The organism is Flavobacterium sp. F52 (assembly GCF_000278705.1).
Classification (GTDB): Bacteria; Bacteroidota; Bacteroidia; order Flavobacteriales; family Flavobacteriaceae; genus Flavobacterium; species Flavobacterium anhuiense.
Map to the genome: position 1 here is coordinate 163,233 of NZ_AKZQ01000034.1, position 26,135 is coordinate 189,367.

Consider the following 26,135-nt stretch of genomic DNA (forward strand, 5'->3'; position numbering starts at 1 on the left):
TTTTACGATGCTTAATTATTAATAGCAGTTGTTCCCGCAACTGCTTTTTTGTTTTTAATCCACTTTTACTATTTCGCCATAAACTTTAAATTTTAGGTTTGTGATATAATTTATTTGTTCCAAAACATTTTCTAATGTCGCGTCCTTCTTGATGAATACCGTTAACGGCGTTGCTAATACGTGTTTGTCATCATACTCAAATGAAACTCCGTATTTGTATTGTAAAATGGTGATTACTTGTTTTAAAGTAGTTTGCTCCAACGTCACATCTTCATTATACCAATTCACCAAAAAAGCTTTATCAGCCATTTGTTTGGTTAACTTTTGAGACTCAAATAAAGCTTCCTGATTCGGCACTAAATCTACACTCTGCCCTTTTCCAGAAACATTTACTTTTCCGGTTACTACGATTACCTTACAGTTTAATTTTGATAATTGAATGTGAAATGAAGTTCCCACAACTCTGGTTTTTATTTCGCCAGAATGAATAATAAAAGGATGCTGCTTGTCTTTGGCAATCTCAAAAAACGCATTTCCTTTTAGTAAAGAAACCGTTCTTTGATTGCCTTCAAATTTTTCAGGATACTGAAATGATGAGTTTGCTGCCAGATAAATTTTCGAACCGTCACTTAATTGGATAGATTTGGGAATCGATGACGTTTTAAATGTGATTTGTTTTTGGTTTAAAACATTTGGTCTCAAGAAAAATCCTAAACCAAGCAGAAAAAGAATGCTGGCAGCAGCTATATATTTTAAATAAGGACGGAAAGATCTCTTTCTTCCAATTCTTAACTGAATTTCTTCATATATGTTTTGAGATTCGATTTCTGGGTTTCCCATAAAATCATTATCCCATTTTGAATTCTGATATTCGCTAAAAGCAAAATCATGTAATAAATTTTCTTCTGCCGACGAAGTTTTTCCTCGCGAACTTTTATCCAGCAAATATTCTAAACTATGTTTTATTCTTTTTATCATGATACTTATTGTTATGAATAAGTACCAGAATCACGAAATCGTACTATCGCCAAATATTATGAAAACATCAAGCGAAAGTTATTTTAAAATTTTTGATTGAAAAGAATGAATGGAGCCAGCCAAGCCAAGTCTTTTAAGCCTTCGCGAAGTTGTTTCACCGCAGATGAAATCTGATTTTTTACGGTTTGTTTAGAAATCCCAAGTTCTTCTGCAATCTGATCGATTGTCATATCTTGAAATTTATACATCAGCAAAACTTCCTTCCTTTTTTCTGGAAGTTTATCCAATAGAGAATAAAGCAGATCCATAATTTCTGGATCAATTGTCGAAAAATTATCTATAATGTAGTCTTCAAATTTTTCTTCTAAAATAGTCTTATCAAAACGATTATTCTGGTAATGTTTGAAAACCTGATTCTTAACCGCACGAAACAAAAACGGTTCAATTGCATTAATATTCAGTTCTTCTTTTCTCTCCCATAAATCCACAAAAACATCCTGAACAATGTTCTGTGCCAAGTCTTTATCCTGAGTCATCGTATAAGAAAAAGCGTTGAGCTTTTTCCAATATTGGTTATACGTCTGTTCAAAAATTTCAGGATTATTCATACGGCAATTAGAGGCTTTATACTATCGTAAAATAAGGAAATGAAACTCCAATCTTTTTTGTGTCAATGTTATGTTTAAATTAAAAAATAAACACATTTGATGTAGAAATACTACTTTTTTCAAGCAGAAATAGGAATGCCTTTGCGATTTCTTTTTATTAAACTAACATCAAAATCGAGCATGACACTTAATTTAGTCACTTTCAAAAAATGGAATTTTCTTTTGATGCGTCCCAGTCAAACAGCTTTAATTACATTTTAGAATTATGAAATCATTCTTGTTCACTTTATTATTTGCCAGTGCTTTAAATTTAAGTGCCCAAATGCAAAACGACAATCTGAAAATTAACCAGCTTCAGGTTATCGGATCACATAACAGCTATCGTCACGCGATTGAAACTGACTTGTACAATCTTATTCAAGCTAGAGATACTTCTCGTTCGCTTAAAGGTTTGCAATACACTCACATCAGCATTACCGATCAATTAAACAAAGGTTTGCGAAATCTGGAAATTGATATTTTTGCTGACGCGAAAGGCGGAAAATATGCACACCCGAAAGGTTTGGATATTGCTAAATCTGAAGAAGCTTACGACCCAAACGGACTGATGAAAAAACCAGGTTTTAAGGTTTTTCATATGCCAGATATCGATTTTAGAACTTCTTGCTATACTTTCGAAATCTGTCTTCAGGAATTAAAAAAATGGTCAGATGCCAATCCAAATCATGTTCCTGTTTTCATCACTTTAGAACCAAAAGACGGCGATGCTAATTTCTTCGGAACAAAACCAGAAGATTTCACGACTGCAGTTTTTGACGAAATGGATAAAGTAATCCGTAAAGAATTGGGAAAAGACAAACTGATTACGCCAGACATGGTTCGCGGAAAATATAAAACACTCGAAGAAGCAGTATTGAACAACAATTGGCCAACCCTAAAAGAAGCAAAAGGAAGATTTTTATTCTTATTAGATAACAACGGCGCAAAAAGAGATTTGTACGCATTGAATCACCCGTCCCTTAAGGGGCGCGCCGTTTTTATTAACGCCGAACCAGGAAAACCTGAAGCTGCTGCTTTGTTCAGAAACAATTCTGAAGATCCGCAAATCGAAGAATTAGTTAAAAAAGGCTATTTAATAAGAACTAGAGCCGATTCTGATACCAAAGAAGCGCGCGCCAATGATTATTCCCATTTTGAAGCTGCTAAAAAATCAGGCGCGCAAATTATCACAACCGATTATTATCTGCCAAGCACTTTCTTTAATTCTCCTTATCAGATTAAATATGATGATGGAAGTTATGTTAGAAATAATCCTGTAAATGTGCCTTAATTTTTTTCTTAACCGCAAAGTTCGCAAAGATTTCTTTATTTAAGATTACGTTTATAAACGTAAAGTACGCAAAGCTATATGCAGATTTTTTTTCAAACATAGCCCGCGGTTTCAACCGCGGGAACGCTCAGAGAGATGACATACATAGAGACGATATACATTGTGTACCCGCGGTTGAAACCGCGGGCTATGTCAAAATTAGATTCGATAATTATCTTTTTTAAATCGTAAAATCCACAAAGCTTTGTGAACTTATTTATTTTATAAATCATACTTAAAATCTTTGCGGTCTCTGCGAGAAACCTTTGCGCTCTTTGCGGTAAAAAAAACAAAAACCTATGAATTCAAAATTTACAATAGTATACATAATATTGCTCCTAGTTTTCTTCAATAATAATGCATCAGCACAAAAAGTAAAAAACCTCAACAGAACGCAAATCGCATTTCTTTCAGATGTACATCTACAGGATTTATTCGGCAGTTTTTCAGACTCTGATTACAAAGGCGTTTTGAATCCGAAAACGGGGCAATATACCTTATTGCGAACCATGTCATCTCAGCTACATTCTACTCGAATTTTCAATGAAAACTATTTTGCATTTATAGCCGCTTTAGAAGATATCGCAAAGCGAAAAATCAAATACGTGGCGCTTCCCGGAGATTATACTGATGACGGACAACCAATTCACGTTCGCGGATTAGCCACAATATTAGACCAATACACCAAAAAATACGGAATAGAATTCTTCATCACCACAGGAAATCACGATCCAGTTGGGCCTTTTGCTCAAGAATCTGGAAAAGAAGATTTCTTAGGAAATGATGGTAAAAGTCAGCCCATTTTTAGCAAAGACGGCCTTTATAAGCCCAATTTAAACATCGAACAGCCAGTAGTTGTTAGCGCCGATATTGCTAAAATGGGTTATTTAGGAATTACAGATCAGCTTCATGATTTTGGTTTTCATCCGAATAAAAAATACAAATTCTGGTCTACTCCATTTTCTTCTTATACAAGCGAAAACTATACATTTGAAAAAGCTTTAGAAAGCGCTAAATTGACAAATCGTGTGTATGAAGTAGCGCCAGGTTATGAAGTTCCAGATGTTAGTTATGTCGTAGAACCTATCGACGGACTTTGGCTAATGGCGATTGATGGAAATGTTTATATTCCGAAGAAAAATGCTTCTGCAGAAAAAGATTCTAAGAATTACAGCGAAGCCAGTACAGGTTACAATAATGTACTTTCTAACAAAAAACACCTTATAAAATGGGTTGAAACGATTTCGGCGGAAGCCCAAAAACAAGGAAAAACTTTAATTGCTTTCAGCCATTTTCCTATGATTGATTTTAACGATGACGCTTCCGCAGAAATAAAAGAATTGCTCGGTCCAAACAAATGGCAGTTAAATCGTGTTCCTGTTGAAGAAGTGGCACAAGTTTTTGCTGATGCGGGACTAAAAATTCATTTTGGCGGACATATGCATATTAATGATACAGGAGTTCGAACTTCTGCAAAAGGAAATACTTTAGTTAATATTCAAACTCCATCGCTTGCGGCTTATATTCCAGCTTATAAATTATTGACTTTCAAAAAAGATAATCTTGTAGATATTCAAACCATTACTATCGATGATGTTCCGAGATACAACGAACTTTTTGATTTGTATAAAATGGAGTATCAGTTTTTGGAAAGTCAGAACGCACAAGACATTTGGAATATTGATATTTTAAAAACGAAAAACTATCACGATTTTACCGATTTTCATTTAAAAGAATTGGTTCGCCTTCGATTCTTAAAAGACGATTGGCCTTCTGCCTTCAAAGATTTTATTATGAATGTTTCTGCGAAAGATTTACTGGTTTTAGCCAATATGCAATCAGATAAAGATTTTGATTTTATTCTTAAAAATATAGATCTATTTCAAAAACAATGGAATGAGGCTGAAGCAAAATCAGAAAAAGTTTTAACTCAGAACAATCTCAAAAAAGAAAATTTTAATTGGACGGGTTATGATCTTCTAGTAGATTTTTACCGTTTTAGAAGCGCCGACGAATTAGCTTTAGCCGATGTTGGAATTCAAAGAGCAAAAGAATATAAAGTCTTGTCTCATTTATTTTTAGAAGGTTCTAAAGCTGATCTTTCAAAAGATAATCCTCTGCAAAAACAGATGAAATTATTTCTTATTATCTTCAATAAATTTATGCACGAAGTTCCAGCAGATCATTTTACAGTTGACTTGAAAAATGGGGAAATTAAAAGTTTGAAATAACTTTGTAATTTAACCGCAAAGAGCGCAAAGTTTTTTATTATTTGAATACGCTTAAAAACGCAAAGTTCGCAAAGCTATATGGATAAAACTTTGCGAACTTTTCATTTTATAAAAATTTAGCTCAAAAAAAACTTAGCGTGCTTTGCGTAAATCTTAGCGCTCTTTGCGGTAAAAAAAAAGCCATCATTTCTGACAGCCTTTATCACATTAAAACCTAAAATTTAATGTATCTAAAACCATTATGGCAAATGGGTTAGTATTATTTTTTAATAAAACGTCTTACCGTTTTGATTCCGTTTTTCTCAACTGAAATTAGATAAATTCCTGTTTTTAAAGTAGAAACATCAATACTGTTATTGTTTACAGTTTGAGAGAAAACAGTTGCACCGCCTTCTGTATTGATGACATTTACATTTCCGCCAGAAACCTCCGTGCTAAAGAAAAGCTGACTTTCTGTTGGATTTGGATAAACTTCCAAACTTGCAATGGACTGTTCTGTAGTTGGTGCAGCTGTTCTTGCCGTTGAACCCGATTTTGTTATTCTAAACCAGTTGATATTAAAGCCAGTATTTTGAACATAGATTCCAAAATTGTACGTTCCTGCATTTACGTTTACGGTTTGCGTAATCGTCTGCCAATTTTGCCATCCTCCTGTATTTGGAACATTTATGGCGCCAAGCTGAATCGTTCCTGCATTTAAATCTGATGATAATCTACCCCCTGTAACCGCACTTGAAACGCGATATTCTATTTGATATGAACCAGAAGTTGGAAAATTAATATTGTAATACGCCATCCAGTCTCCTGTATCGCAATATCCAACGTTTAAACCTCCACCTGTATCAGTTGTTGCTTCGGTTTGAACCCCACTCATCGTATTGTAATTTTCAGCTTGAATTAAAGTTCCTGTTCCTGGAGAAGTACCTCCAGTAATTACCTGATTAATGGCATTCAACAAAGATTTTGTTCCTGTTGCATCTTGAGATAATTCCCAAATCATAACTCCTCCCGCATTCTGAATAGCAAAAGTCGTTTTTTGTTTGATGGTTGGAATTCCGTTATAATAAATCGTATTTCCCACTTGATCCAGATTTTCAGCTCCTGGATATTGAGCCACGATATTCGCATAAGAAATTCCCTGATTGGCAGAAGCTCCAAAACCGTAGCCATAAAACGGAAGTCCAATAATAGCTTTACTTGCTGGCAATCCTCTTCCTGTCCAATAATTAAATTGGTTTACCGCCATGCTGTAAGGAGAATGCTGACCCGGATTGTTTGGTGCCCAAGGCCCGGTTGCATCATAAGCCATAATGTTGATCCAGTCATAAGCCGCAAAAGTAGATGAAGGTACATTTGCACCACCATATCCTTCTGAAAGCGCTGCTGAAATCAATTTGCCATTGGCATGCAATTTATTGGCTAGAGCAATCACAAATCCGCCGTAATCTCCGTTAATTGCTGGACCTTCCAAATCAACGTCTACTCCATCAAAATTGTGAGCCACTACATAATCGTAGATTTTCTGGATAAAAGCCGTTCTGTTGGCTGGCGTTATTAAATTAAAATAATTATCGCGAATCGGTCCGCCTTCTGAAACAGAACCTCCTCCTAGCGATACAAAAACTTTAACGTTTTGGGCATGCGCCGCATTGATAATGGCATTACTTCCTGAATTAAAGCTTAAATAACCATTAGCATCAGGATTTTCGAACGCAATATTAATATGCGTCAATTTACTGTACTGAATCGTACTTGAAAAGGCATTCAAATCAATCCAGTTCGGAACATAAGCTATTACTTTCTTTTGGGCCGAAACTAAATTAAAAGCCCCCAACACTAAAATAATCATGCATTTCTGCAGCATTCTTCGGTAATTGTTTTTCATAATAATTGTTTTAATAGATTAATAAACTCGTAAACATGGGACGGTTATTTGAGTTATATATTTTGATTTAAGATTTCAGACTTTAGATTTTTTGATTTGATTTATAATCTAATACCGTAGAACTAACACTACGTAAATTATAATCTAAATTTAAAGCCTGAAATCACTTTAAAACTATTTCTTTATGAATCGCTTGATGGTTTGTTTGCCCTCTTTTTCAAAAACTATAAAATAGATTCCTTTTCTAAGATGCGAAACATCAAAACTATTGTTGGTTATTTTTTGTGAAGCCAAAGTAGTTCCAGTTTGAGAATCCACAATTTTTGCAGTTCCTCCAGAAAGATCTGTGGTAACAAAAAGAGTATTTTCTACTGGACTTGGGTAAACATTTAAAACCGTTTCTTCTGGTTCTTCTACTGTTTCAGCTGCTGCCATTCTTGCTGTTCCTGCCACTTTTGTGATTTTAATCCAGTTAATATTCATTCCCGTATTCTGAATGTAGATTCCGAAATTATACGTTCCTGCATTTACATTTACAGTCTGCGAAACAGTTTGCCAATTCTGCCAACCTCCAGTATTCGGAATATCAACATTTCCTAAAACGATCGCTCCAGCATTCAAATCAGAAGATAATCTTCCGCCAGTCACAGCGCTTGCCACTCGGTATTCAATTAAATAAGAGCCTGTAGTCGGAAAATTGATATTGTTATACGCTAACCAGTCTCCAGTTTCCGTATAACCAACATTTGAACCGCCACCTGTATCTGTAGTGGCCTCGACTTGAATGCCACTCATTGCTGAATAATCTTCTGCTTGAATTAAAACAGAAGTTTGTGAGCTTGTTGCGGGAACTAATTTCCATTGTCCGCAAGTTTGGTTGTTATTATCCCACTGCTGAACAATTGCGCCAGAAGCTGTACTTGCTCCTGCAACCTCAACAATTCTTCCGCTATGACGGGCAACAATTTTATAATAGCCATCTCCAGTAGAAACTAAAATAAACTGCTGATTTGTTGTGGCGTTATATGGATACTGCTCTACTCTTGCACCATTGGCCTTATTAAAATTATTGATATCCATTGACATACCGCTATGGTTCGCAATGATTTTATACATTCCGTCTCCTAAATGCGTAAAAGTAAATTTCTGATTGTTTCCAGAATTCAAAGCGCCTTGATTGATTCCTGCTCCGTTTGACATGCTAGAATTCCAAACATCCATGTATAAACCACTGTTTCTGTTTTGAAGAAAGAAAGTCTGATTTCCTAAAGTTGCCGTTCCGTTTGCAATCACTCTGATCGAACTCACTTTATCATTCCAAGTGGTATTCAAACAAGAATTATCAGAATTGATTACGGTTGAAGCGCCTCCAAAATTATCGTCTTGATATAAAATCGCTTGATAACCTTGAGTGATTTTAAGTGAAGAAATATCATCATTTAAAACTCCTAACGAATTTAAACGAGCCAGATTATAATCTCCAATTGTTAACCCGCCTGAGAATCCTGTATAATTGCAATCTTTATAAACTGTGATTACATCTGTCGTAGCTGGAACCGAAGGCGTTGTAAGTCCGTAATAACCGCCAAATGTTGCAATAACCTTTGTTGGTTGTGGCGAATGAAGCGATGGCGACTGATCGGCAACATCATCATAAGCAAAACCGTAAGCTAAATTATCGATATTAATTCCTGGCAAATGCCAAAATTTAGAATAATGATTGGTTGGGTTTACTTGATAATATTTTGATGCATCGTACCAATTCTGTTGCCCTGGATTTGCCGTTGTAGTGTTTACCACATGACGGTTAATTGCAGCCGTTAATTGAGCTTGAATTACTAAATCCAGATCTCCGTCGACCAATCTTCTGTCCAAGACGCCTTTTCCTTCAAGCGCTTCTTGAGTCGTTGGTCGGTTTTGAACACGTCCTGTTCTTCCCACAAAAGCGCCAGATTGCCCAACCATTTCCAATTGTTCTCCAATCACTCTTCCTTTAAAAACTCCTGCATCTCCTGCATAGAAAATTAAATCTTCATTTTTGTATTTGTTCCAAATGGCATCAATATAAGATTTTAAATAGTTTTCGTATGGTCCTCCTTGTGCATAAGCTGGAGTTTTTGATGGTGCTGTAATTTCGCCTGTCGCATCATTTACACATCCTTGAAATTCTGCTGGAACATTCGCTTTAAAAGCGGCAACGATATCTGCATGCTTTTTCAAATCTCCCACTTTCTTTTGGTAACCGTTTGCTCCAAACAGTTCCAATCCCATTGGATATTTGTATGAATCTACACGGGTTGGATTTCCGAAGAAACCATATTGATTGTTCGTCAATTCAATCATTTCATACAAAATACCCTGATTTGGATCTGTAGCATTCTGCGGATTTGGCGAAGCATATCCCGAAGGCGCTCCGCTAGCTCCAAAAAAGTAAAAGTACAATTGTGATCCTTTAGAAATAAAAACTCGACATCCAGCAATTAAAGGAAGTGTAAAAGTTTTATTTGGAATTTCACTCAGTTTTGTAAAACATGCAGCATATTTTGAGTTTTGCCCAGGCCCAGTATTTCCTCCATAAGTTGGCCCTGTAACCGTGTTGTATGACGCGCTCATTGGCAAAACCTGACTTGTTTTGGCATTTACCCAAACATGGTTTCCTGTGGTATAATCGATTCCGACAATGGCAACATAAAGATCGCTGTCTGCAAAAGTGGAATTATTACTTATCGTAAAAGGAACTGGCCCCTGACCGTACATAAAAGTCGAAAACACTAGAAACAGTGCGGTCAGAATAGAAAATCTTTGAAATTTATTGTTTTTCATATCTAAATAATTTTGGGGTTACATAATAATTAGATTCTAAAACCAAAGTCATTTTCAAATGACTGAATGATCCGCCAGGTGCAACTGGTATGCCCTCCTTGAATTGCACCCAACGGATTTAAAATTATTTCTTAATCAACTTCTTGCTCCAGCTTTTCTGGTCTGATTTGAAGTTTAAAATGTAGATTCCTCGACGAAGTCTGCTTACATCAATTACACTCTCATTTCCTTGAAGCTTATTTTGCAGAATCAGATTTCCTGTGTTGTCGTAAATCGTAATGACTTTATTGTTTAAGTTTTCAGGAGATGAAACTTGAACATAATTAGTCGTCGGATTCGGATATACTGCAAAAACAGCTTCTTCCGTTTGAGGTTCTTCTTCAACATTCAAAGCCATTCTAGCCGTTGACGAAGATCCGTAAGCTTCAATTTCATACAATGAGTATCCATACGGAGCCAAAGCTTTTGCTGTACATAAAATGCGTAAATATCTTCCTGTTCCGCTTACCGCTAAATCGTCAGTTCCTCCATCACTTGTCGTTTGTGTGCTGATGGTTTCATTTTCTGTGAAAACATTATCTGTCGAAAGCTGTACTTTATACTGAGTTGCATAAGCTGCTTCCCATTTTAATACCACACGGTTAAGAGTATAATTACTTCCTAAATCCACATAAATCCATTCGGTTGCATTCGCAAAAGAACTCGCCCATCTTGATACTGTTCCGTCTCCGTCTGTAGCTTTGTTTGCTGAAAGTGTTGCATTTTCTTCTGTAGAAGCCGTTGCAGTTTTGCCTAAAGCTAAATTCACATTCGGATTTGCTGTAATATTTCTAACCGTTACATCACTGAAAACTCCTGTTGTCAAAGTTCCGTTTGCATGAGAAGTAACTGCCATTCCCACATAAATTGTGCTTGCCATTGCAATTGTTTTTGGAGTTCCAACTTGTGTCCATGTTGTTCCGTTATCTGAAGCGTAAGAAGTAAATACATTTCCAGATCTTACTAAACGAACCCATTTTGGAGCCACTCCTGTCGTAACTGTAGCAGTTGTTGCTCCTGAAGTCGTATCACGGGTTAAAAACTCAATTCCTGCCGCGGCGCTTGCATCTGTCATCGCATGTTTTGAAGTCGGTGTTAGCGTTTCACGGAACATTACTCCTGCTTTTGCGTACGTGTTGGTATTGGTTAACGAATTTACTTTAGCAATAATTTCAGCATCTCCAGTAATAGACTGATTCACAAATTGAAATTGATCGCTTGTATCCCAAATATCATTTCCTGCTCCTTTAATGGTAAAAGTACCGTTTGAGTGTGCCGCTTCTCCTGCTGGCGTAACTGCACCTAAATCGGTGCTAATCCAAGGTGAAGGCAATCCTGCTGGAGTTTCTGTAGAGACTAAATTTAAAGCTCTTAAATTGTCAAAATAATACGTGTTTCCAGAGTTAGTTCCCGGCTCAAACAAGAAAACAAAACGGTTTACATCAGCATCTGGCGTCGAAGCATCTGGAGTACTTACATAAGTAAAAGTAATAGTATGCCAAGCATTGCTTTGTTTTACAACTCCCTGATAAATACTATGCCTTCCAACAGGATAATTGGACGGAACCGAAGCGCTGCTTTCTGCCTGCCAAGAAATTATTGATCCAACTGGTGCAGAAGTGTAAACATCCATCGCAAACTTTTTAGTTCCCGCTTTAAAATCTCCAATATTGTTTAAAGTCGTATTGAATGAGAAGTTATCATACAATTCTGTTGATTTACGAACATATTTTCCAACATTAGAAGAAGTATTAATGCCGCTTGCATTTGGATTTGCCGTATTTGGCGTATAAGTCCCAATCGCATCTCTAAAAGTAATATTGTGAATCGTTTGATAATCTTCATATACCACACCAGGAGTAAACGTATCTGGAAGTTTAGTCGAACCAATTCTGATATTATCAAAATAATAGGTATCGCTTGTGTAAGAACCTGAATTAAACAATAAAACCATTTGGTTCACAGCTAAGTTTGAAGTTCCAGCATCCGGACTGGAATTATAATAGAAAGTTAATGTTTCCCATTGATTTTGTTTGGTTGTAATGGCTACATAATTACTATTTCTTCCTGTCGGATAATTGGCTGGAAGCGAAGTGGCGCTATTTTCAAAATTCATGCTTACAACCGTACCAATTGGTGCTGTGGTATACACATCGATCATGATTTTATTGGTTTGATTTTTAAATAAACCAGCATCTTCAATCGAAGTTTGTGTATTAAAGAAAAGAACATCGTATTGTTCTGATGCATTTCGGACATATTTTGCCACATTTGCAGAAGAGTTAACCGAATTTGCTCCCGGATTTGCTACAACAGAATACGTTCCAGTTGTAGTTCCTTTTATGATTTTATTGGCTCCATCATAGTTTTGCAGAACGTCTGTTGCTACAATTGGTTTTTCTGGCGCTGCTTTTGTCAGCAAATTATCAAAATAATACGTTGCTCCAGAATTAGAATTTGATTCAAAAAGAATCACTACATTATTAATCGCCAAAGCACTTGTATTTGGATCGATTACTTTTTCGAACTCAAATTCTATGGTTTCCCATTTATTCTGAACCGTTGTTGTCGCTTTAAAACCGCTATGTCTTCCTAACGGATAATTGGTTGCAGTGGTTACATTGCTATTTTCCAGCTGCATGGATATTTTTGTTCCAACTGGAGCCGAAGTATAAATATCAAACGAAAGCCTTTTTCTTCCGTAAACATAATCGTTCGCATTCGTAATCGTTACATTTCTGATATTCAAAACATCATACAATTCGCTTGAATTTCTAACGTATTTTCCAACCAAAGCCGATGTATTAATTCCCGTAGCAGAAGGATTCGCAACAGCTTCTGTCAAAACTCCCGTTTTTACAGGATACAATACATTTCGATTGCTTTGAAAATCTTCATGTATTTTTTCAACTGGCAAGGCAGGTTCGGTTGTAACCGCCAGTTTGTAGGTATTGACATTACAGCCTGAAACTGTTGCCGCTACAGAAACATCTCCTCCAGAAGTTCCCCAATTTACAGTAATCGAATTTGTTCCCTGTCCTGATGCAATTGTTGCTCCCGCTGGAACAGTCCAGTTGTAGGTCGCGCCCGCAATTGCATTTACAGAATAGGTTTTACTAGTTTCATTTTGGTACACTTTGTTATCGCCTGTTACCGCATATTTAAAACTCCCATCGTAAACACGAACATAATCGACTTGTAATTTTGCTGGGAAATCGGCAGGAATAGGCTCAACTCCTGCACCGTTTACTCTCGTGTAAGGCGTTCCATAGCTTCCAACTGCTAAATTCAGAATAATATAAAAATTGTTGTCATTAAAAGGCCATCCTCCATTTACCGTTGTATTTGGCGTTGCAGTGTGAAACAACACATCATCAACAAACCATTTAATGATATTTGGACCCCATTCTACAGCATACACATGAAAATCAGCCGATAAATCAATTGGAGAACTGTAACTTCTTCCTGTAAACTGATAGCCACCGCCATCGTAATGAATAGTTCCATCTATAGATTTCGGGTTTCTATGTTTGGCTTCCATAATATCAATTTCTCCTGTAAAAGGCCAGTTTCCTCCTACTGGCAACATCCAAAAAGCTGGCCAAGCGCCCATTCCGTTAGAAAGTTTCATACGCGCTTCTACTCTTCCATATTTAAGCGAATATTTTCCTTCGGTAGTTAATTTTGAAGAAGCATACGGCTGATCAGGAAATTGCGAACTCGGCGCATATTTTGCTTCAATATTTAAGTAGCTGTTTGTTCCTTCTTTTACAATTGTTGCCTGATTGGGATCGTAGCGCTGTGCCTCAGCATTTCCAAATCCGCAAAGCGACGGACATCCATTTCCTGAGATACTTTGCCATTTGGTCAAATCTACCGTAGTGCCATTAAATTCATCAGACCAGACAAGCGTATTACATTGGGCCTGAGTCTTAAGAAATGGCAGCAATAAGAATAAAACTGCCAGACAAAATTGTTTAAATAAATAAGAATTGCTTTTCGGTGGTCGGCCGAAAAAAAAGTCATTTTGCTTCATTTTTGATAGGTTTTTAGTTAGTAAATGTTATTTCATCAATACATTCAACTTGAAAAGCAGATTGTATTTTCTGACAATAACAGCGCAATATTAACTAAAAAATCAGGCAAGACTTACATTTTGGAGTACGGTTTGACTACGGTACTATCGAAGAAATGTAACAAATCATCGATGAAATGCACAAAATCACTTTAAATTCCATTTTTCTGAGAAAAATTAAAAATTAAGAATGAATTCGGTGATATTCGTATCAGACGGAAGCTGTAATTTTTTACGAATGCGATAACGGGTATCTTCGACCCCGCGAACAGAAATTCCCAAAAGCGGAGCAATTTCCTTCGTATTAAAGTTCATTCGCAGATAAGCGCACAAGCGCATATCACGAGGAGTCAATTCTGGATAAGTCGATTTCAACCGCTGCATAAAATTGTCATGCAGCTGATTAAAGATTTCTTCAAATTCGTTCCAATGTTTGTCTCCCTGCAATTCGTGATCAATCAATTTATTGATTTTGGTCAGCAGGCTAAAGTTTACATTTGGATCATTTTTCTTATCAATCTGTCCAATCAAATCTTTAATAGAAAGCAAAATTTCATTTAAATGAATCAAATTGACCGTATTTGAAGCCACCTTAGCATTTTTAAGATTTATGGTCGTTTCAAGATTTTCTCGAATAATAGCCATATTCTGCTGTTCCAATGTGAGTTTCTGTTCGTTAAGTTCGGCACGGCTTCGCAGCAATTCCTTTTCCTGATTCTCTATCAATTGACGACGTTGACGCTCCGCAACAGATTTCTGATATCTAACAATTAAGTAAATTACAATGCTATAAAGCGCAAAATAAAATAAGTAAGCCCAAAAAGTTCTATACCAAGGGGGTAAAATTTCAAAGTGAAAAACGGCTTCTTCACTCACCACATCATACATATTTTTTGCTCTTACATGAAAGACATATTCGTTTTCAGGCAAATTCGTATATTCTTTCTCGGTCTGAAGACTATAATCTGACCACGTTGGTTCAAAACCTTCTAGCCAATATTCATATTTCGTCGCATCGGCATCTTCAAAACATAATGATGCAAAAGAAAAATGAAGCGCATTACTAGAATATGGCAATACCGTTGAAAGTTTATCATTTTCTGATCCTGTTTTATTAGGCAAAACATCATAACGGCTGGAAAACAATAGGCTATCTTTAGGAAAAATGCATTTTACTTCAGAAATAAGAGCTTTATATTTTGTTTGATATTTCTTGTTTTTAATGGCACTGTAATGAATCAAACCTTCTTGCGTTCCAAAAAAAACATCACCTCCTTTTGTAGTCTGAATATTTTCAAAACCAGGAACATATATATAACGAAGTTTTCGAAAAGGAAGTTCTTCAATCTTAGAGCTTCCATTTTTCGGCCTGCTCATTTTCCCAGTATTTTCGCCAGAAATGTACCAAATATTATCTTGATGATCTGGTTTTAATAATCGAATATGATTTTCTAACCCCAGATATTTTTTGAAAACTGGATCTGGAATCATTTTTTTAGAAGACAAATCCTGTCTGTAAACGCCTTTTGTGGTGCCAAACAAAATCTGATTATCCACTTTAAATGTATTCAAAAACAAACTCGACGGAAATCCGTTTTTATCATTATAAAACTGAGTATCCTTAACGGAATCAAATGTCGCGTTGAATTTGAGTTTATAAATTCCTTTGTATCCGTGCGCAATCCAAATGTTGCCTTGTTGGTCGGTTTCCATAATTCTGCTGCTTTCATCAAAACCTTTTATACGATGCTGAAAAACCCAAGAACCATTTATTTTTTTCAAAAGATACAATCCTGTATAACCTCCAACAAGCAGTAAATCAGAATGATTTGGAATTAGAATTCCTTGCCAAGCGCCATCAATTTTTGCCAACGCTTTCGCGGAATTTCCACTGATTTCAAATATTCCGTTTTTCTCAAAAGCTAGTAATGAATTACCAAAAACTCCCACATTCCAGACATTTTCAGACATTCCAGAAATGTGCTGAAAGGTTACATTTTCTCTTTTTCCGCTTTTGTAAGCTTCCCAATCCAGCCAATACAAACCGTTGTCGGTACCGATATATAATTTATTTTGGTAAATCTGACTGCAATAGATTTTGGTCTCAGAATTAGTGCTGTCTATAATTTTAGACAAAGGAGATGAAATCTGAATCAATGAAATTCCGCCTTTGAGCGTCACCCACAGATTTCCTTCCTTATCAATTTTAAAATTGGTCACATATTCATTCTGAAGTCCCATTTGTTTATCAATATGCTGAATCAAATGTCCTTCACCGTCTATAACTATCAACCCAGATTGACGGGTTCCGATTCCGAAATAGCCATCAGAAAGCTGAATTCCTGCCGAAATCTGATTCTGCTTCAGCAAATGATCCACTTCTGTTGTAAATGGTTTAATTTGATTTTCATCGAAAATGAAAAGGCCATTTTTTTGAGTGAATAGCAAAAGTCCGTTTTTGGTTTGAAAAATCTTTCGAACCTGTAATCCAAGAAACTTCTGGCCATTTTCTACTGGAACTAAAGCATCGTTTTTTAGTTTTAATAATCCTTTTTCGTTATCCGAAATATAAATTTCTTTCCCAACTTCAAAGAAATCATCAAAAGCTTTTTTTGCATTTATTACCTTGATTGTATTGTTCTTATAAATAAAAAGCCTTTCATAGGAGAAAAAAATCACTTCACCATTTCGAATAATCGTATGCAACACATCTCCAAAATTTCTAGCAGTTTTAGGAAGCAGTTTTACTAAAGAAGTGTATTGATATTGTCCGTTTGGAAGCTGAATTACAAACCCGAAATCGCCTTGAGCGCCAACATATATTTTATCCTTTCTGTCAATTGCCATAGAACGAACCATGCTTCGATTTTCTGGCTGCGTCACAATCGCCCAGCGAACACCATCAAACTGCATGATTCCAAAATGGTTGGCAAAAAACATCATGCCTTTAGAATCTTGCAAAACATCCCAATTTTCTGATGCAGCTTTATAAGCTTTCGGACTATAATTGGCTATAAAGGGAACTCCAATCTTTTTGATTTGGGAGTTGGTAATCGAAGAAAATAATAGGAATAGAAGTAAAATTCTGGTTTTAAATTTCATCATTCTGTCGCGGGTCTGTAGGTTAGTTTTGTGATTTTTTGCAATCACAATCCGGAAATGCTTCTTTGGGAAAAGTCATTTTCTAGACAAAAACATTCTTTCTTTTTAAATGTGTAAATAACAATTATTCATTATTATTAAAGCAAAAAAGAGAATGTGGAAATTCAAATATATAAAATTTTATTTTATTGCAACAAATTACATTTTAATGAGTGAATTTGATAATTAGGAAATGTGGCAATGAGAAAATTAAACTTTGTAAAAGTGCAAAAAGATGTTCTTCATTCCGTAGGAATGTCTGGTTGGTAGATTTTCGAATTAGATTCAGAGTTACACGTTCCGTAGGAACGTTTGAACATACGTATAACATTCATTACGCAAAAACAGGTGGCCCTACAGGACACTATGCAAATGCGTTTTTTTTTTTCTACCGACCAAATATTCCTAACGGAATAATTTAATCGTAAAAGCAATCCCGACAGGTTTTTAAAAGCTATCGGGGTTTAACTTGAAACTTGAAACCTTAAACTTGAAACAAAACTAAAAACCTAGTATCTCGCTTAATTCCTCATACGAAGTAAAAAGCTCCGCTCCTTCTTCTTCTAAATCCTCATTATTGAAACCATTTGCAAAACCATACACTTTAAATCCGCCGCTTACTCCAGCTTTTACACCTGCTTTACTATCTTCAACAACAATACAGTCTTTTACCTCAAAACCCATTGCTGCCGCTGCATGAAGAAATATTCCAGGTTCTGGTTTCCAGCTTCCAATTTGATACGAACTAAATATTTTATTTTCAAATCTATCCAGCAATACTGCCACTTCAAGATTCAAACGAATTTTATCTACCGGTCCACTCGAAGCAACGCAATATGGAATTTCTAATTTTTCTATATTTTCGATAAAATCTATAATACCTTCCATAGGTTTGACTTGCGTTTTAAAAGCCTCAAAACTCTTTTCGCGATATTCGGTTTCAAAATTTTCTGGAAGCTTCTGATCGATTGCTTCTTCAATATGTCTGAAACAATCTTTTAAGTTTCGACCGTTAAAATGACGGTAGGCATCTTCCAATTCCATTTCAAATCCGTGCTCTTGAGCCATTTCCAGCAATATTCCGTTACCAATTTTTTCTGTATCGACCAATACGCCGTCACAATCGAAAATAATACATTTAACCATTTTATTGATTTTCATTTAATTATATAATCTCCCGAAATAAAAATCAGGAAATGTAAATTACGAAAAATAATCTATTTCATTCTCAAAGCTTTTCTGCTCATTTTCAAAATTATGTACAGAATTACCCCTATTCTGTATTTTCAATTCCGTTTTGATTTGTACTTTTATAGTCTATCAAATCTAATTTTTGAAATATTAAAAAACTGAGAATTTTGAAAAAACATCTTTTTATCATAACCATTCTGACAGCTAATTTTGCTGCTTTTTCTCAGAATAAAATCATTACCGTTACCAACAATTTGAAAGTTGACAGAGAATTTGAAACTATCGAATTGACTAAAAAGTCACTTGGATTACATGCAGATTCAAAACTTGAAAATTATGCCGTAAAAGAAATTGGAAGCAATGCTTTCTTAGAAACTCAAACAGTAGATAATGATGGCGACGGAAAAGCAGATGTATTGCTTTTTCAGCCTAAAATCAAAGCTTCTTCAAAACAGGATTTTGAAGTTATAGTTGGAACAAATCCTCCGGCTTCAAAAGCAATCAGCTGTTATTCTCGCTTTGTTCCAGAACGCACAGACGATTATGCTTGGGAAAACAACAAAGTCGCATTTAGAACTTATGGTCCTGTAGCTCAAAAAATGGTTGAAGATAAAATTCCAGGCGGAACGCTAACCAGCGGAATCGATGCATGGCTAAAAAGAGTCGATTATCCGATTATTAACAAATGGTACGAAAAAGCGACTAACGGAACTGGAACCTATCATAAAGATACCGGTGAAGGTTTGGATAATTTTCACGTTGGTGACAGCCGTGGTGTGGGCGGAATTGCTGTAAATGTGGATGGAAAATACTATTTTTCTAAAAATTTTATCAGCTGGAAAACTATTACAACGGGGCCAATCAGAACCAGTTTTATTTTGACTTATGCAGATTGGGATGCAAAAGGAAATAAAATAACGGAATCGAAATTAATCAGTTTAGATTACGGAAGCCAGCTTTCGCGTTTTGAAATCAATATTACAGGAACCAAACAAATTGCTGCTGGATTAACGCTTCACGATAAAAAAGGAACTATTGGCACAAATCTAAAAGAAGGTTGGTTGAGCTATTGGGAACCCATTGACGATTCTGAAATTGGAATAGGTTTAGTTGCTCCAAAAAACACTTTGTTAAGTTTTGACAATCACATTACTGATGAAAAAGATTTAAGCAATCTCTATGGAAATATTTCAGTAAAAAACAATAAAGCCATTTATTATGTTGGTTTTGGATGGAAAAAAGGAAGTCCGTTTCAAACTAAACAGGAATGGGAAAAATATTTGAGTTCTTTTGCTGAGAAGATCAATAATCCTTTGATTGTGAAGGTAAAGAAATAATGGTTTTGCCACAAAGACACTAAGGCACAAAGATTTTGTTTTCTAGATGAAGATAACCAATGGTTTCAACCATTGGAACGCAATGTAAATCACAATACCTTTCCCAAGGTTGAAACCTTGGGCTATGTTCGCCTCTTTTTGTTTTAAAAAACTTCACGCCTTAGTGTCTTTGTGGCAAACAACTATCGCTTTACAGGAAAATAATTCTCCTTCAAAATAATCTCCAGCGGAATATAATGTGTTCGTTCTGTTTCTTCCTGAAGAACCATTTTTTTATACAAATAATTGATTCCCAAATACCCCTGTTCTTCTGGCCTTTGATTGATTAAAAAATCAATTACACCTTTATTTAAATATTCGATATTCTCTTTTAGCAAATCAAAACCAATTATTCGAACACCTTTTATATTGTTTTTTTCTAAAAACTGAGCCACAATATAAGCTCTTGAATTGGGCACAAAAACACTGTTTACTCCAGAAAACATTTCCAAACTCAGCTGATCAATTCCTGAATCTTTCAAAGTTACTTCTGAGAATTTAAAATGAGTCAATTCGTTATGATCTTCAAAATAAGAGTAAAATCCTTTGATGCGCTGCTGATAAACCGAAGTGCTTTCAATCTCGCGGGTAATTTTAAAAATCAGAACTTGTCTTTCATTTTTCACAGCAAAACTGATTAATCTTCCAGCTAAATAGCCACTCTGAAAAGCGTCCTGACCCACATAAGCATGTTCACTTTCTTCAGAAATATTCGAATCGATCATCACAACCGGAATATTTTTCTTTTCATATTCTTTTAAAAATCGAACCGAATCCTCATAAAAAATTGGAGCAAATAGCAAACCATCACAATCAAACTTCATTATTTCCTGAGCCGTTTCCTTAAAAGATGCCAGATTGTAATCGTAAAAAAAGTAGTCCAATACGATTCCAAATTTGCTAAACTCCAAAGCTGCTTTTTCAATACCTTCTGCCTGACTTTTCCAATATTCTAATGTTTCAGATTTTGGAAGGAAAACTGCAAAATGAAATTTCTTATTCAGCGCTAGATTACTTGCCAAAATATTTCGCGTATAGCCAAATTCTTCAATAATCGCATTGACTTTGTCAACGGTTTCCTGAGCCACTTGTCCTCGTTTGTGTATAATCCTATCCACTGTTCCAGCAGAGACATTAGCTAATTCGGCAATTTTTTTAATTGTTATGATATTGATTCTTTTTAAGTTAAAAATATAAAAGTAGTAGAGTAAAATTAATTTATTTTATCAAAAATAAGTTGTTTTACATCACATTTTGCATACATTTGTAAAATACCGTGTACGCACACGCAAATATACACATAACATCAAAAAACCAAAATAAAAACCGTACAAAATGATAATAGACTCATTACATAATGCAGCAAAATACTACGGTCTGCACCCCAATTTCAAAAAAGCTTTTGATTATGTAAACCAAAATGATATTGCCAATCTTGAAGAAGGCACTTATGAAATTGGCGAAGGTTTAAAACTTATCGTAATTGTTGGCGAAGGAAGCACGAGGGAAGAAAGCATTAAAGGTTTTGAATGTCATGATAAAAACATCGATATTCAGATTTCTATTATTGGTCCAGAAACCTTTGCATGGAAACCTAGAGAAAAATGCATTAGTCCCAATGGAGATTATAATGACGAAAGAGATGTTCGTTTCTTTCATGATAAACCAGATATGTTTTTTGAAATAAAAGAAAAACAATTTACAATCCTGTTTCCAGAAGACGTTCATTCGGCTATGATTGGAAGCGGTCCACTGAAAAAAATTGTTATTAAGGTAAAAATATAATTATGAGCAGTATTCAGAACTCTATAGATGTCATTTTAAAACAGGGAATGCTGCCGCTCTATTTTAATGCTGACGAAAGCAAAAGCATTGCCATTTTAAAAACACTGTACAATGCAGGAATCAGAGCTGTCGAATATACAAGCCGTGGCTCTGAAGCACTTTCAAACTTCAAAAAAATGATCGAAGTAAGAAATGCTGAAATGCCTGAAATGCTTTTAGGAATTGGCACCATCAAAAATTTAGCGCAAGCAGAAACGTATTATTTAACTGGTGCTGATTTTTTTATAAGTCCTGGATTTGTACCTGAAATAGCTTCGTTTTTAGTGGCCAAAGAAGTTCTATACGCCCCAGGCTGTATGACACCAACTGAAATTATTGCTGCTGAAAATGCTGGAGTAAAGTTCATCAAACTTTTCCCTGGAAATATTTTAGGATCAGATTTTATGAGTGCCATAAAAGATGTTTTTCCAAATTTAATCTTTATGCCAACAGGCGGTGTTGACACTACGAGACAAAGCATTGAAACTTGGTTTAACGCTGGCGTTTCTGCTGTCGGAATGGGAAGCAAATTAATTAGTAAAGAAGTAATGGAATACAGCGCTTACGAAACCATCGAAAAAGAAACTAAGAGGGTTTTAGAACTGATTGAAACTATCAGAAAATAAATTCCAAATTTGAAAATCCAAATTCCAAAAACCCAGTTTGAACTGAGAGACTAACTAAATCAAAAAAGTAAAAACTAATTATACAAAATGTACTTTATTTCCAAAATGGAATTTAGGATTTAAAGTATTGAAAATTAAAAATTAAAATGGATTCAATATTTAATTTAAAAGGAAAAATTGCATTAATAACAGGCGGCGCTGGTGTTTTAGGAAGCCGATTTGCAAATGTTTTGGCGCAGCAAGGCGTTGTTGTCGGAATCGTTTCGCAATCATTAGAAAAAGCTGAAAACACAGTAAAAGCAATCGAAGCGAACGGCGGACAAGCATTTGCTGTTCAAGCAAATGTTTTAAACAAAGAAGAACTAGAAAAAGTAAAAGACTTAATTGTTGAAAAATACAACCGCTTAGATATTTTAATCAATGCAGCTGGAGGTAATATGCCGGGCGCAACAATTCAGCCAGATCAAGCAATTTATGATATGAAAAGCGATGATTTACAAAAAGTTATAGATTTGAATATTATTGGAACTATGCTTCCAACTCAGGTCTTTGCTGAGCTTTTCGCTAAACAGAAATCAGGAAATATCATCAACATTTCATCTGCTTCAGCGCAAAGACCTTTAACAAGAGTTGTGGGTTATTCTGCTTCAAAAGCAGCAATCGACAATTTCACACAATGGATGGCGGTCGAATTGGCTCAAAAATATGGTGAAGGACTTCGTGTAAATGCTATTTCTCCAGGTTTTTTTATTGGCGAACAAAATCGCGCTTTATTGTTAACTCCAGAAGGAAAACTAACGCCAAGAGGCGAAAAAATCATCGATCATACGCCAATGGGAAGATTTGGAACTCCAGAAGATATTGACGGTGCTCTTTTATTTTTATGCAGTGACATGTCTAAATTCGTAACGGGAACTATCTTAAAAGTTGATGGCGGATTTGCCGCAACGAGCATTTAAAAACTAACTCACAAAACAACATAATACAAAATGGAACAAACATTAAGATGGTTCGGACCAAATGACCCTGTTTCTTTACAAGACATCAAACAAACTGGCGCAACTGGAATTGTAACGGCTTTACATCATATTCCAAACGGAGAAGTTTGGAGCGTCGATGAAATTATTAAACGAAAAGTTGAAATCGAACATGAAGATGGAGACCCTAAAAAAGGCCCTTCTGGTTTGACTTGGTCGGTTGTAGAAAGTATTCCAGTTCATGAAGACATTAAAAAGCAGACTGGAAATTATTTGCAATACATTGAAAATTATAAAGAAAGCATCAGGAATTTAGCTTTATGCGGCATCAAATGCGTTTGCTACAACTTTATGCCTGTTTTAGACTGGTCAAGAACAGATCTTTCTTATACGGTTGAAGACGGTTCAAAAGCTTTACGTTTTGATATCAATGCTTTTGCTGCTTTTGAATTGTTTATTTTAAAAAGGCCAGGCGCAGAAAACGAATATTCTGAAGAGCAGAAACAAAAAGCAAAAAGCTATTTTGAAGCCATGACTCCAGAAGACAAAGTAAAATTGCAGCAAAACATTTTAGCGGGACTTCCAGGAGCTGAAGAAGCTTATACAGTTGAAGATTTCTTGGTAACCTTAAGTGCTTACAATCATATTGATAGACAGGCTTTAAAGAATAATCTGTTTCACTTTCTAAAAGAAATTATTCCCGTTGCTGAAAGTAAAGGCGTATTGATGGCAATTCACCCAGATGACCCTCCTTACCCAATCTTAGGCTTGCCAAGAGTTGTAAGTACGGAAGAAGATTTGATTGAATTAATGAACGCTGCTCCTTCTAAATCAAACGGATTTACAATGTGTACAGGTTCTTACGGTGTTCGCGCTGATAATGATTTGCCTGGAATGGTAAGACGTCATGGCGATAAAATGAATTTTATTCACTTAAGAAGTACACAACGCGACGAAGAAGGGAGTTTCTATGAAGCCAATCATCTAGAAGGCGACGTTGACATGTACGAAGTTGTAAAAGCAATTTTGGAAGTAGAGAAAAGAAACAACAGCACTTTGCCAATGCGTCCAGATCACGGACACCAAATGCTGGATGATTTAAAGAAAAAAACAAATCCGGGTTATTCTGCGATTGGGCGTTTAAGAGGCTTGGCAGAATTGCGCGGACTTGAAATAGGGATTAAACGATCTTTATAATTTTGTTTGCCACGAAGGCGCTAAGGCACGAAGTTTTTTGTTTTACGAATTGTAAGTCTTGATGATAACTTTGTCAAAGTTGAGCCTTAATAAAAAAACTTTGCGGCTTAGCGCCTTAGCGGCAAAAACAAAAAAACTAACTAACCACAAAAACCACAAAACCATGATTCGCCAAGCCATTCTTTTATCCTGTGGCTTTTTTATAAACACTTTACTGGCGCAGGAAATACCCAAAATTCTTACTTCAAAAACCAATTATCTGCCTGATTTTAGTTACGCAGGATATCGTTTTGGCGAAAGTTCCATTCCTGAAACTAATGGAAAGATCATTAACGCAACAGATTTTGGCGTAAAAGCCAATGACAATTTAGACGATTCAAAATCACTTTTAAAAGCCTTTAAAGCAGCCAATGCTATTGAGGGAAATGTAATCATGCAATTGCCAGCAGGACGTATTATTTTAAGTGAAATTCTCTACATCGAACGAAGCAATTTTGTACTTCGAGGCGCTGGTTCTGCTGAAAACGGAACTGAAATCTATTGTCCAAGACCGATGATGTATCTTAAAGATTCTGATGTTTTGGCTGAACTTCGCGAATACTTGACCACATTTGACAAAAGACAGAGAGAGCCAGAAAACAATATCGATCTTCCTTTTTCGCAATATGCGTGGTCTGGAGGTTTTATATGGACGCAGGTTCCCGGTGAGCGTGTAAAATCATATTTAGATAAATACGAACCAGAATCTAATCCGTTGGCTAAAGTCAGTTCGGGAAAAATGGGCGAACATATTGTTACTGTTTCTGATGTAAAAGGATTGAAAGTTGGCGATGTTGTCGAATTGCAATTGTTCAATAAGGATGGCGAAAACGGCGAGATCATCAAAGATTTGTATCAAGGTGCTAAAGTAAAGCCAGGTTCGCATCACTGGAAATTCCCAAAGCTTCCTATTGTAAGGCAGCAGGTTGAAATCGCTAAAATCTCTGGTTCTAAAATCACTTTAAAAACACCTTTAACTATTTCGATAAAACCGAGTTATCAAGCACAATTGGTTGAATGGAAACATTTAAATGAAGTCGGAATTGAACAGCTTCGTTTTACGTTCCCTGACATTCCGAGGGTGGCGCATCATGTAGAACCCGGAAATAATGGGATTTTCTTAACCCGATTATTCAATTCATGGGTGAAAGATGTTAAAATTACCAATGCTGACAGCGGAATTTTAGCCGAAGAAGTTTCTAACGTAACCATTCAAGATGTTACAACAGATGGATCGCATTTGGCGCATTATACAGTAAGTTTAGGCGGCGTACATAATGTTTTGGTTAAAAATCTAAAGATCTACAATTCAGCGGTTCATCCTTTAAGTTTCAACACTTTTGCGACTAAAAATGTGTATCAAAACTGCGAAATATTTACAGATCCTGTTTTAGATCAGCATTCAGGAGCCAATCATCAAAATTTGTTTGACAATATCACGGTTCATCTAAAAGCCGATAAAAATAATAGTTATGCTTTATTTGGAGGCGGCGGCGCTGATTATTGGAAACCTTCTCACGGGCCTTTCAGCACTTTTTGGAATTTAAATGTACAGGTTGAAAATCCTGATGCATCAAAACCAGTTTTATTGTACGGAATGAAAGACGGCGCTTTAGCCAGAATCATTGGCGTTCACGGAAATACGAAATTTGAAATCAAATACGACATTGATCCATATATAGAATTTTTGAACATTCCGATTGAGAAGATTCCTTCACTGTATGATTATCAATTAAATAAACGATTAAAATAGCCA

Annotated in this window: 16 protein-coding genes; 8 read left to right on the top strand and 8 right to left on the bottom strand. The window is 35.7% G+C overall.

From position 1 onward, the window contains the following. Positions 1-54 precede the first annotated feature (54 nt). Complete coding sequence (locus tag FF52_RS17380) at positions 55-978, bottom strand: FecR family protein (protein ID WP_008467564.1); 924 nt, start codon at positions 976-978, stop codon at positions 55-57. An 83-nt stretch (positions 979-1,061) separates the two neighbouring features. After that, a complete protein-coding gene (locus tag FF52_RS17385) occupies positions 1,062-1,586 on the bottom strand; it encodes an RNA polymerase sigma-70 factor (protein ID WP_008467566.1) in 525 nt (174 codons plus the stop codon). 265 nt (positions 1,587-1,851) lie between these two features. Here FF52_RS17385 and FF52_RS17390 point away from each other — a divergent pair, with 265 nt between their 5' ends. Continuing rightward, positions 1,852-2,916: a phosphatidylinositol-specific phospholipase C1-like protein gene (locus tag FF52_RS17390; RefSeq protein WP_008467568.1), complete on the top strand. Its 1,065-nt coding sequence runs from the start codon at positions 1,852-1,854 to the stop codon at positions 2,914-2,916. A 338-nt stretch (positions 2,917-3,254) separates the two neighbouring features. After that, a complete protein-coding gene (locus FF52_RS17395; protein ID WP_008467571.1) occupies positions 3,255-5,186 on the top strand; it encodes a metallophosphoesterase family protein in 1,932 nt (643 codons plus the stop codon). A 259-nt stretch (positions 5,187-5,445) separates the two neighbouring features. On the opposite strand, the gene FF52_RS23200 is transcribed toward FF52_RS17395, so the two are convergent. The 5 genes from FF52_RS23200 to FF52_RS17420 form a co-directional block, all read right to left on the bottom strand. Further along, positions 5,446-7,071: a glycosyl hydrolase family 18 protein gene (locus tag FF52_RS23200; RefSeq protein ID WP_008467574.1), complete on the bottom strand. Its 1,626-nt coding sequence runs from the start codon at positions 7,069-7,071 to the stop codon at positions 5,446-5,448. A 174-nt stretch (positions 7,072-7,245) separates the two neighbouring features. After that, a complete protein-coding gene (locus tag FF52_RS17405) occupies positions 7,246-9,894 on the bottom strand; it encodes a beta-1,3-glucanase family protein (protein ID WP_008467576.1) in 2,649 nt (882 codons plus the stop codon). Positions 9,895-10,018: 124 nt separating this feature from the next. Continuing rightward, on the bottom strand, positions 10,019-13,969 hold the full coding sequence (locus FF52_RS17410; RefSeq protein ID WP_008467577.1) for a family 16 glycosylhydrolase: 3,951 nt from the start codon (positions 13,967-13,969) through the stop codon (positions 10,019-10,021). Positions 13,970-14,185: 216 nt separating this feature from the next. Next, positions 14,186-17,113, bottom strand: coding sequence for a triple tyrosine motif-containing protein (locus FF52_RS17415; RefSeq protein ID WP_157498646.1), 2,928 nt, complete (start codon positions 17,111-17,113; stop codon positions 14,186-14,188). 537 nt (positions 17,114-17,650) lie between these two features. Then, positions 17,651-18,310, bottom strand: a complete 660-nt coding sequence (locus FF52_RS17420) for an HAD family hydrolase (protein ID WP_237718560.1) — start codon at positions 18,308-18,310, stop codon at positions 17,651-17,653. A gap of 197 nt (positions 18,311-18,507) precedes the next feature. Between FF52_RS17420 and FF52_RS17425 the strand changes: the two genes are divergently transcribed. Next, positions 18,508-19,677: a DUF4861 family protein gene (locus tag FF52_RS17425; RefSeq protein ID WP_008467580.1), complete on the top strand. Its 1,170-nt coding sequence runs from the start codon at positions 18,508-18,510 to the stop codon at positions 19,675-19,677. A gap of 182 nt (positions 19,678-19,859) precedes the next feature. On the opposite strand, the gene FF52_RS17430 is transcribed toward FF52_RS17425, so the two are convergent. Then, complete coding sequence (locus tag FF52_RS17430; protein ID WP_316928762.1) at positions 19,860-20,930, bottom strand: LacI family DNA-binding transcriptional regulator; 1,071 nt, start codon at positions 20,928-20,930, stop codon at positions 19,860-19,862. Between the two features lie 121 nt (positions 20,931-21,051). Here FF52_RS17430 and FF52_RS17435 point away from each other — a divergent pair, with 121 nt between their 5' ends. The 5 genes from FF52_RS17435 to FF52_RS17455 all read left to right on the top strand — a co-directional run bounded on the left by FF52_RS17435 (position 21,052) and on the right by FF52_RS17455 (position 26,132). Further along, the gene (locus FF52_RS17435; protein WP_008467583.1) at positions 21,052-21,501 is read left to right on the top strand and encodes a YhcH/YjgK/YiaL family protein; all 450 of its coding nucleotides are present in this window, start codon (positions 21,052-21,054) and stop codon (positions 21,499-21,501) included. 2 nt (positions 21,502-21,503) lie between these two features. Then, positions 21,504-22,166, top strand: coding sequence for a bifunctional 4-hydroxy-2-oxoglutarate aldolase/2-dehydro-3-deoxy-phosphogluconate aldolase (locus FF52_RS17440; protein WP_008467584.1), 663 nt, complete (start codon positions 21,504-21,506; stop codon positions 22,164-22,166). A gap of 146 nt (positions 22,167-22,312) precedes the next feature. Beyond that, positions 22,313-23,125, top strand: a complete 813-nt coding sequence (locus FF52_RS17445; protein WP_008467585.1) for an SDR family oxidoreductase — start codon at positions 22,313-22,315, stop codon at positions 23,123-23,125. A gap of 30 nt (positions 23,126-23,155) precedes the next feature. Next, positions 23,156-24,340 carry a mannonate dehydratase gene (gene uxuA, locus FF52_RS17450; RefSeq protein ID WP_008467586.1) on the top strand — a complete coding sequence of 395 codons (1,185 nt, stop codon included), beginning with the start codon at positions 23,156-23,158 and terminating at the stop codon, positions 24,338-24,340. Between the two features lie 163 nt (positions 24,341-24,503). Then, positions 24,504-26,132, top strand: coding sequence for a right-handed parallel beta-helix repeat-containing protein (locus FF52_RS17455; protein WP_008467587.1), 1,629 nt, complete (start codon positions 24,504-24,506; stop codon positions 26,130-26,132). Positions 26,133-26,135 lie beyond the last annotated feature (3 nt).

Coding starts and splice junctions, on each gene's coding strand:
- FF52_RS17440 (WP_008467584.1), top strand. CDS start 21,504: ATGAGCAGTATTCAGAACTCTATAGATGTCATTTTAAAACAGGGAATG.
- FF52_RS17385 (WP_008467566.1), bottom strand. CDS start 1,586: ATGAATAATCCTGAAATTTTTGAACAGACGTATAACCAATATTGGAAA.
- FF52_RS17445 (WP_008467585.1), top strand. CDS start 22,313: ATGGATTCAATATTTAATTTAAAAGGAAAAATTGCATTAATAACAGGC.
- FF52_RS17395 (WP_008467571.1), top strand. CDS start 3,255: ATGAATTCAAAATTTACAATAGTATACATAATATTGCTCCTAGTTTTC.
- FF52_RS17415 (WP_157498646.1), bottom strand. CDS start 17,113: ATGATGAAATTTAAAACCAGAATTTTACTTCTATTCCTATTATTTTCT.
- FF52_RS17380 (WP_008467564.1), bottom strand. CDS start 978: ATGATAAAAAGAATAAAACATAGTTTAGAATATTTGCTGGATAAAAGT.
- FF52_RS17455 (WP_008467587.1), top strand. CDS start 24,504: ATGATTCGCCAAGCCATTCTTTTATCCTGTGGCTTTTTTATAAACACT.
- FF52_RS17420 (WP_237718560.1), bottom strand. CDS start 18,310: ATGAAAATCAATAAAATGGTTAAATGTATTATTTTCGATTGTGACGGC.
- FF52_RS17405 (WP_008467576.1), bottom strand. CDS start 9,894: ATGAAAAACAATAAATTTCAAAGATTTTCTATTCTGACCGCACTGTTT.
- uxuA (WP_008467586.1), top strand. CDS start 23,156: ATGGAACAAACATTAAGATGGTTCGGACCAAATGACCCTGTTTCTTTA.
- FF52_RS17390 (WP_008467568.1), top strand. CDS start 1,852: ATGAAATCATTCTTGTTCACTTTATTATTTGCCAGTGCTTTAAATTTA.
- FF52_RS17435 (WP_008467583.1), top strand. CDS start 21,052: ATGATAATAGACTCATTACATAATGCAGCAAAATACTACGGTCTGCAC.
- FF52_RS23200 (WP_008467574.1), bottom strand. CDS start 7,071: ATGAAAAACAATTACCGAAGAATGCTGCAGAAATGCATGATTATTTTA.
- FF52_RS17410 (WP_008467577.1), bottom strand. CDS start 13,969: ATGAAGCAAAATGACTTTTTTTTCGGCCGACCACCGAAAAGCAATTCT.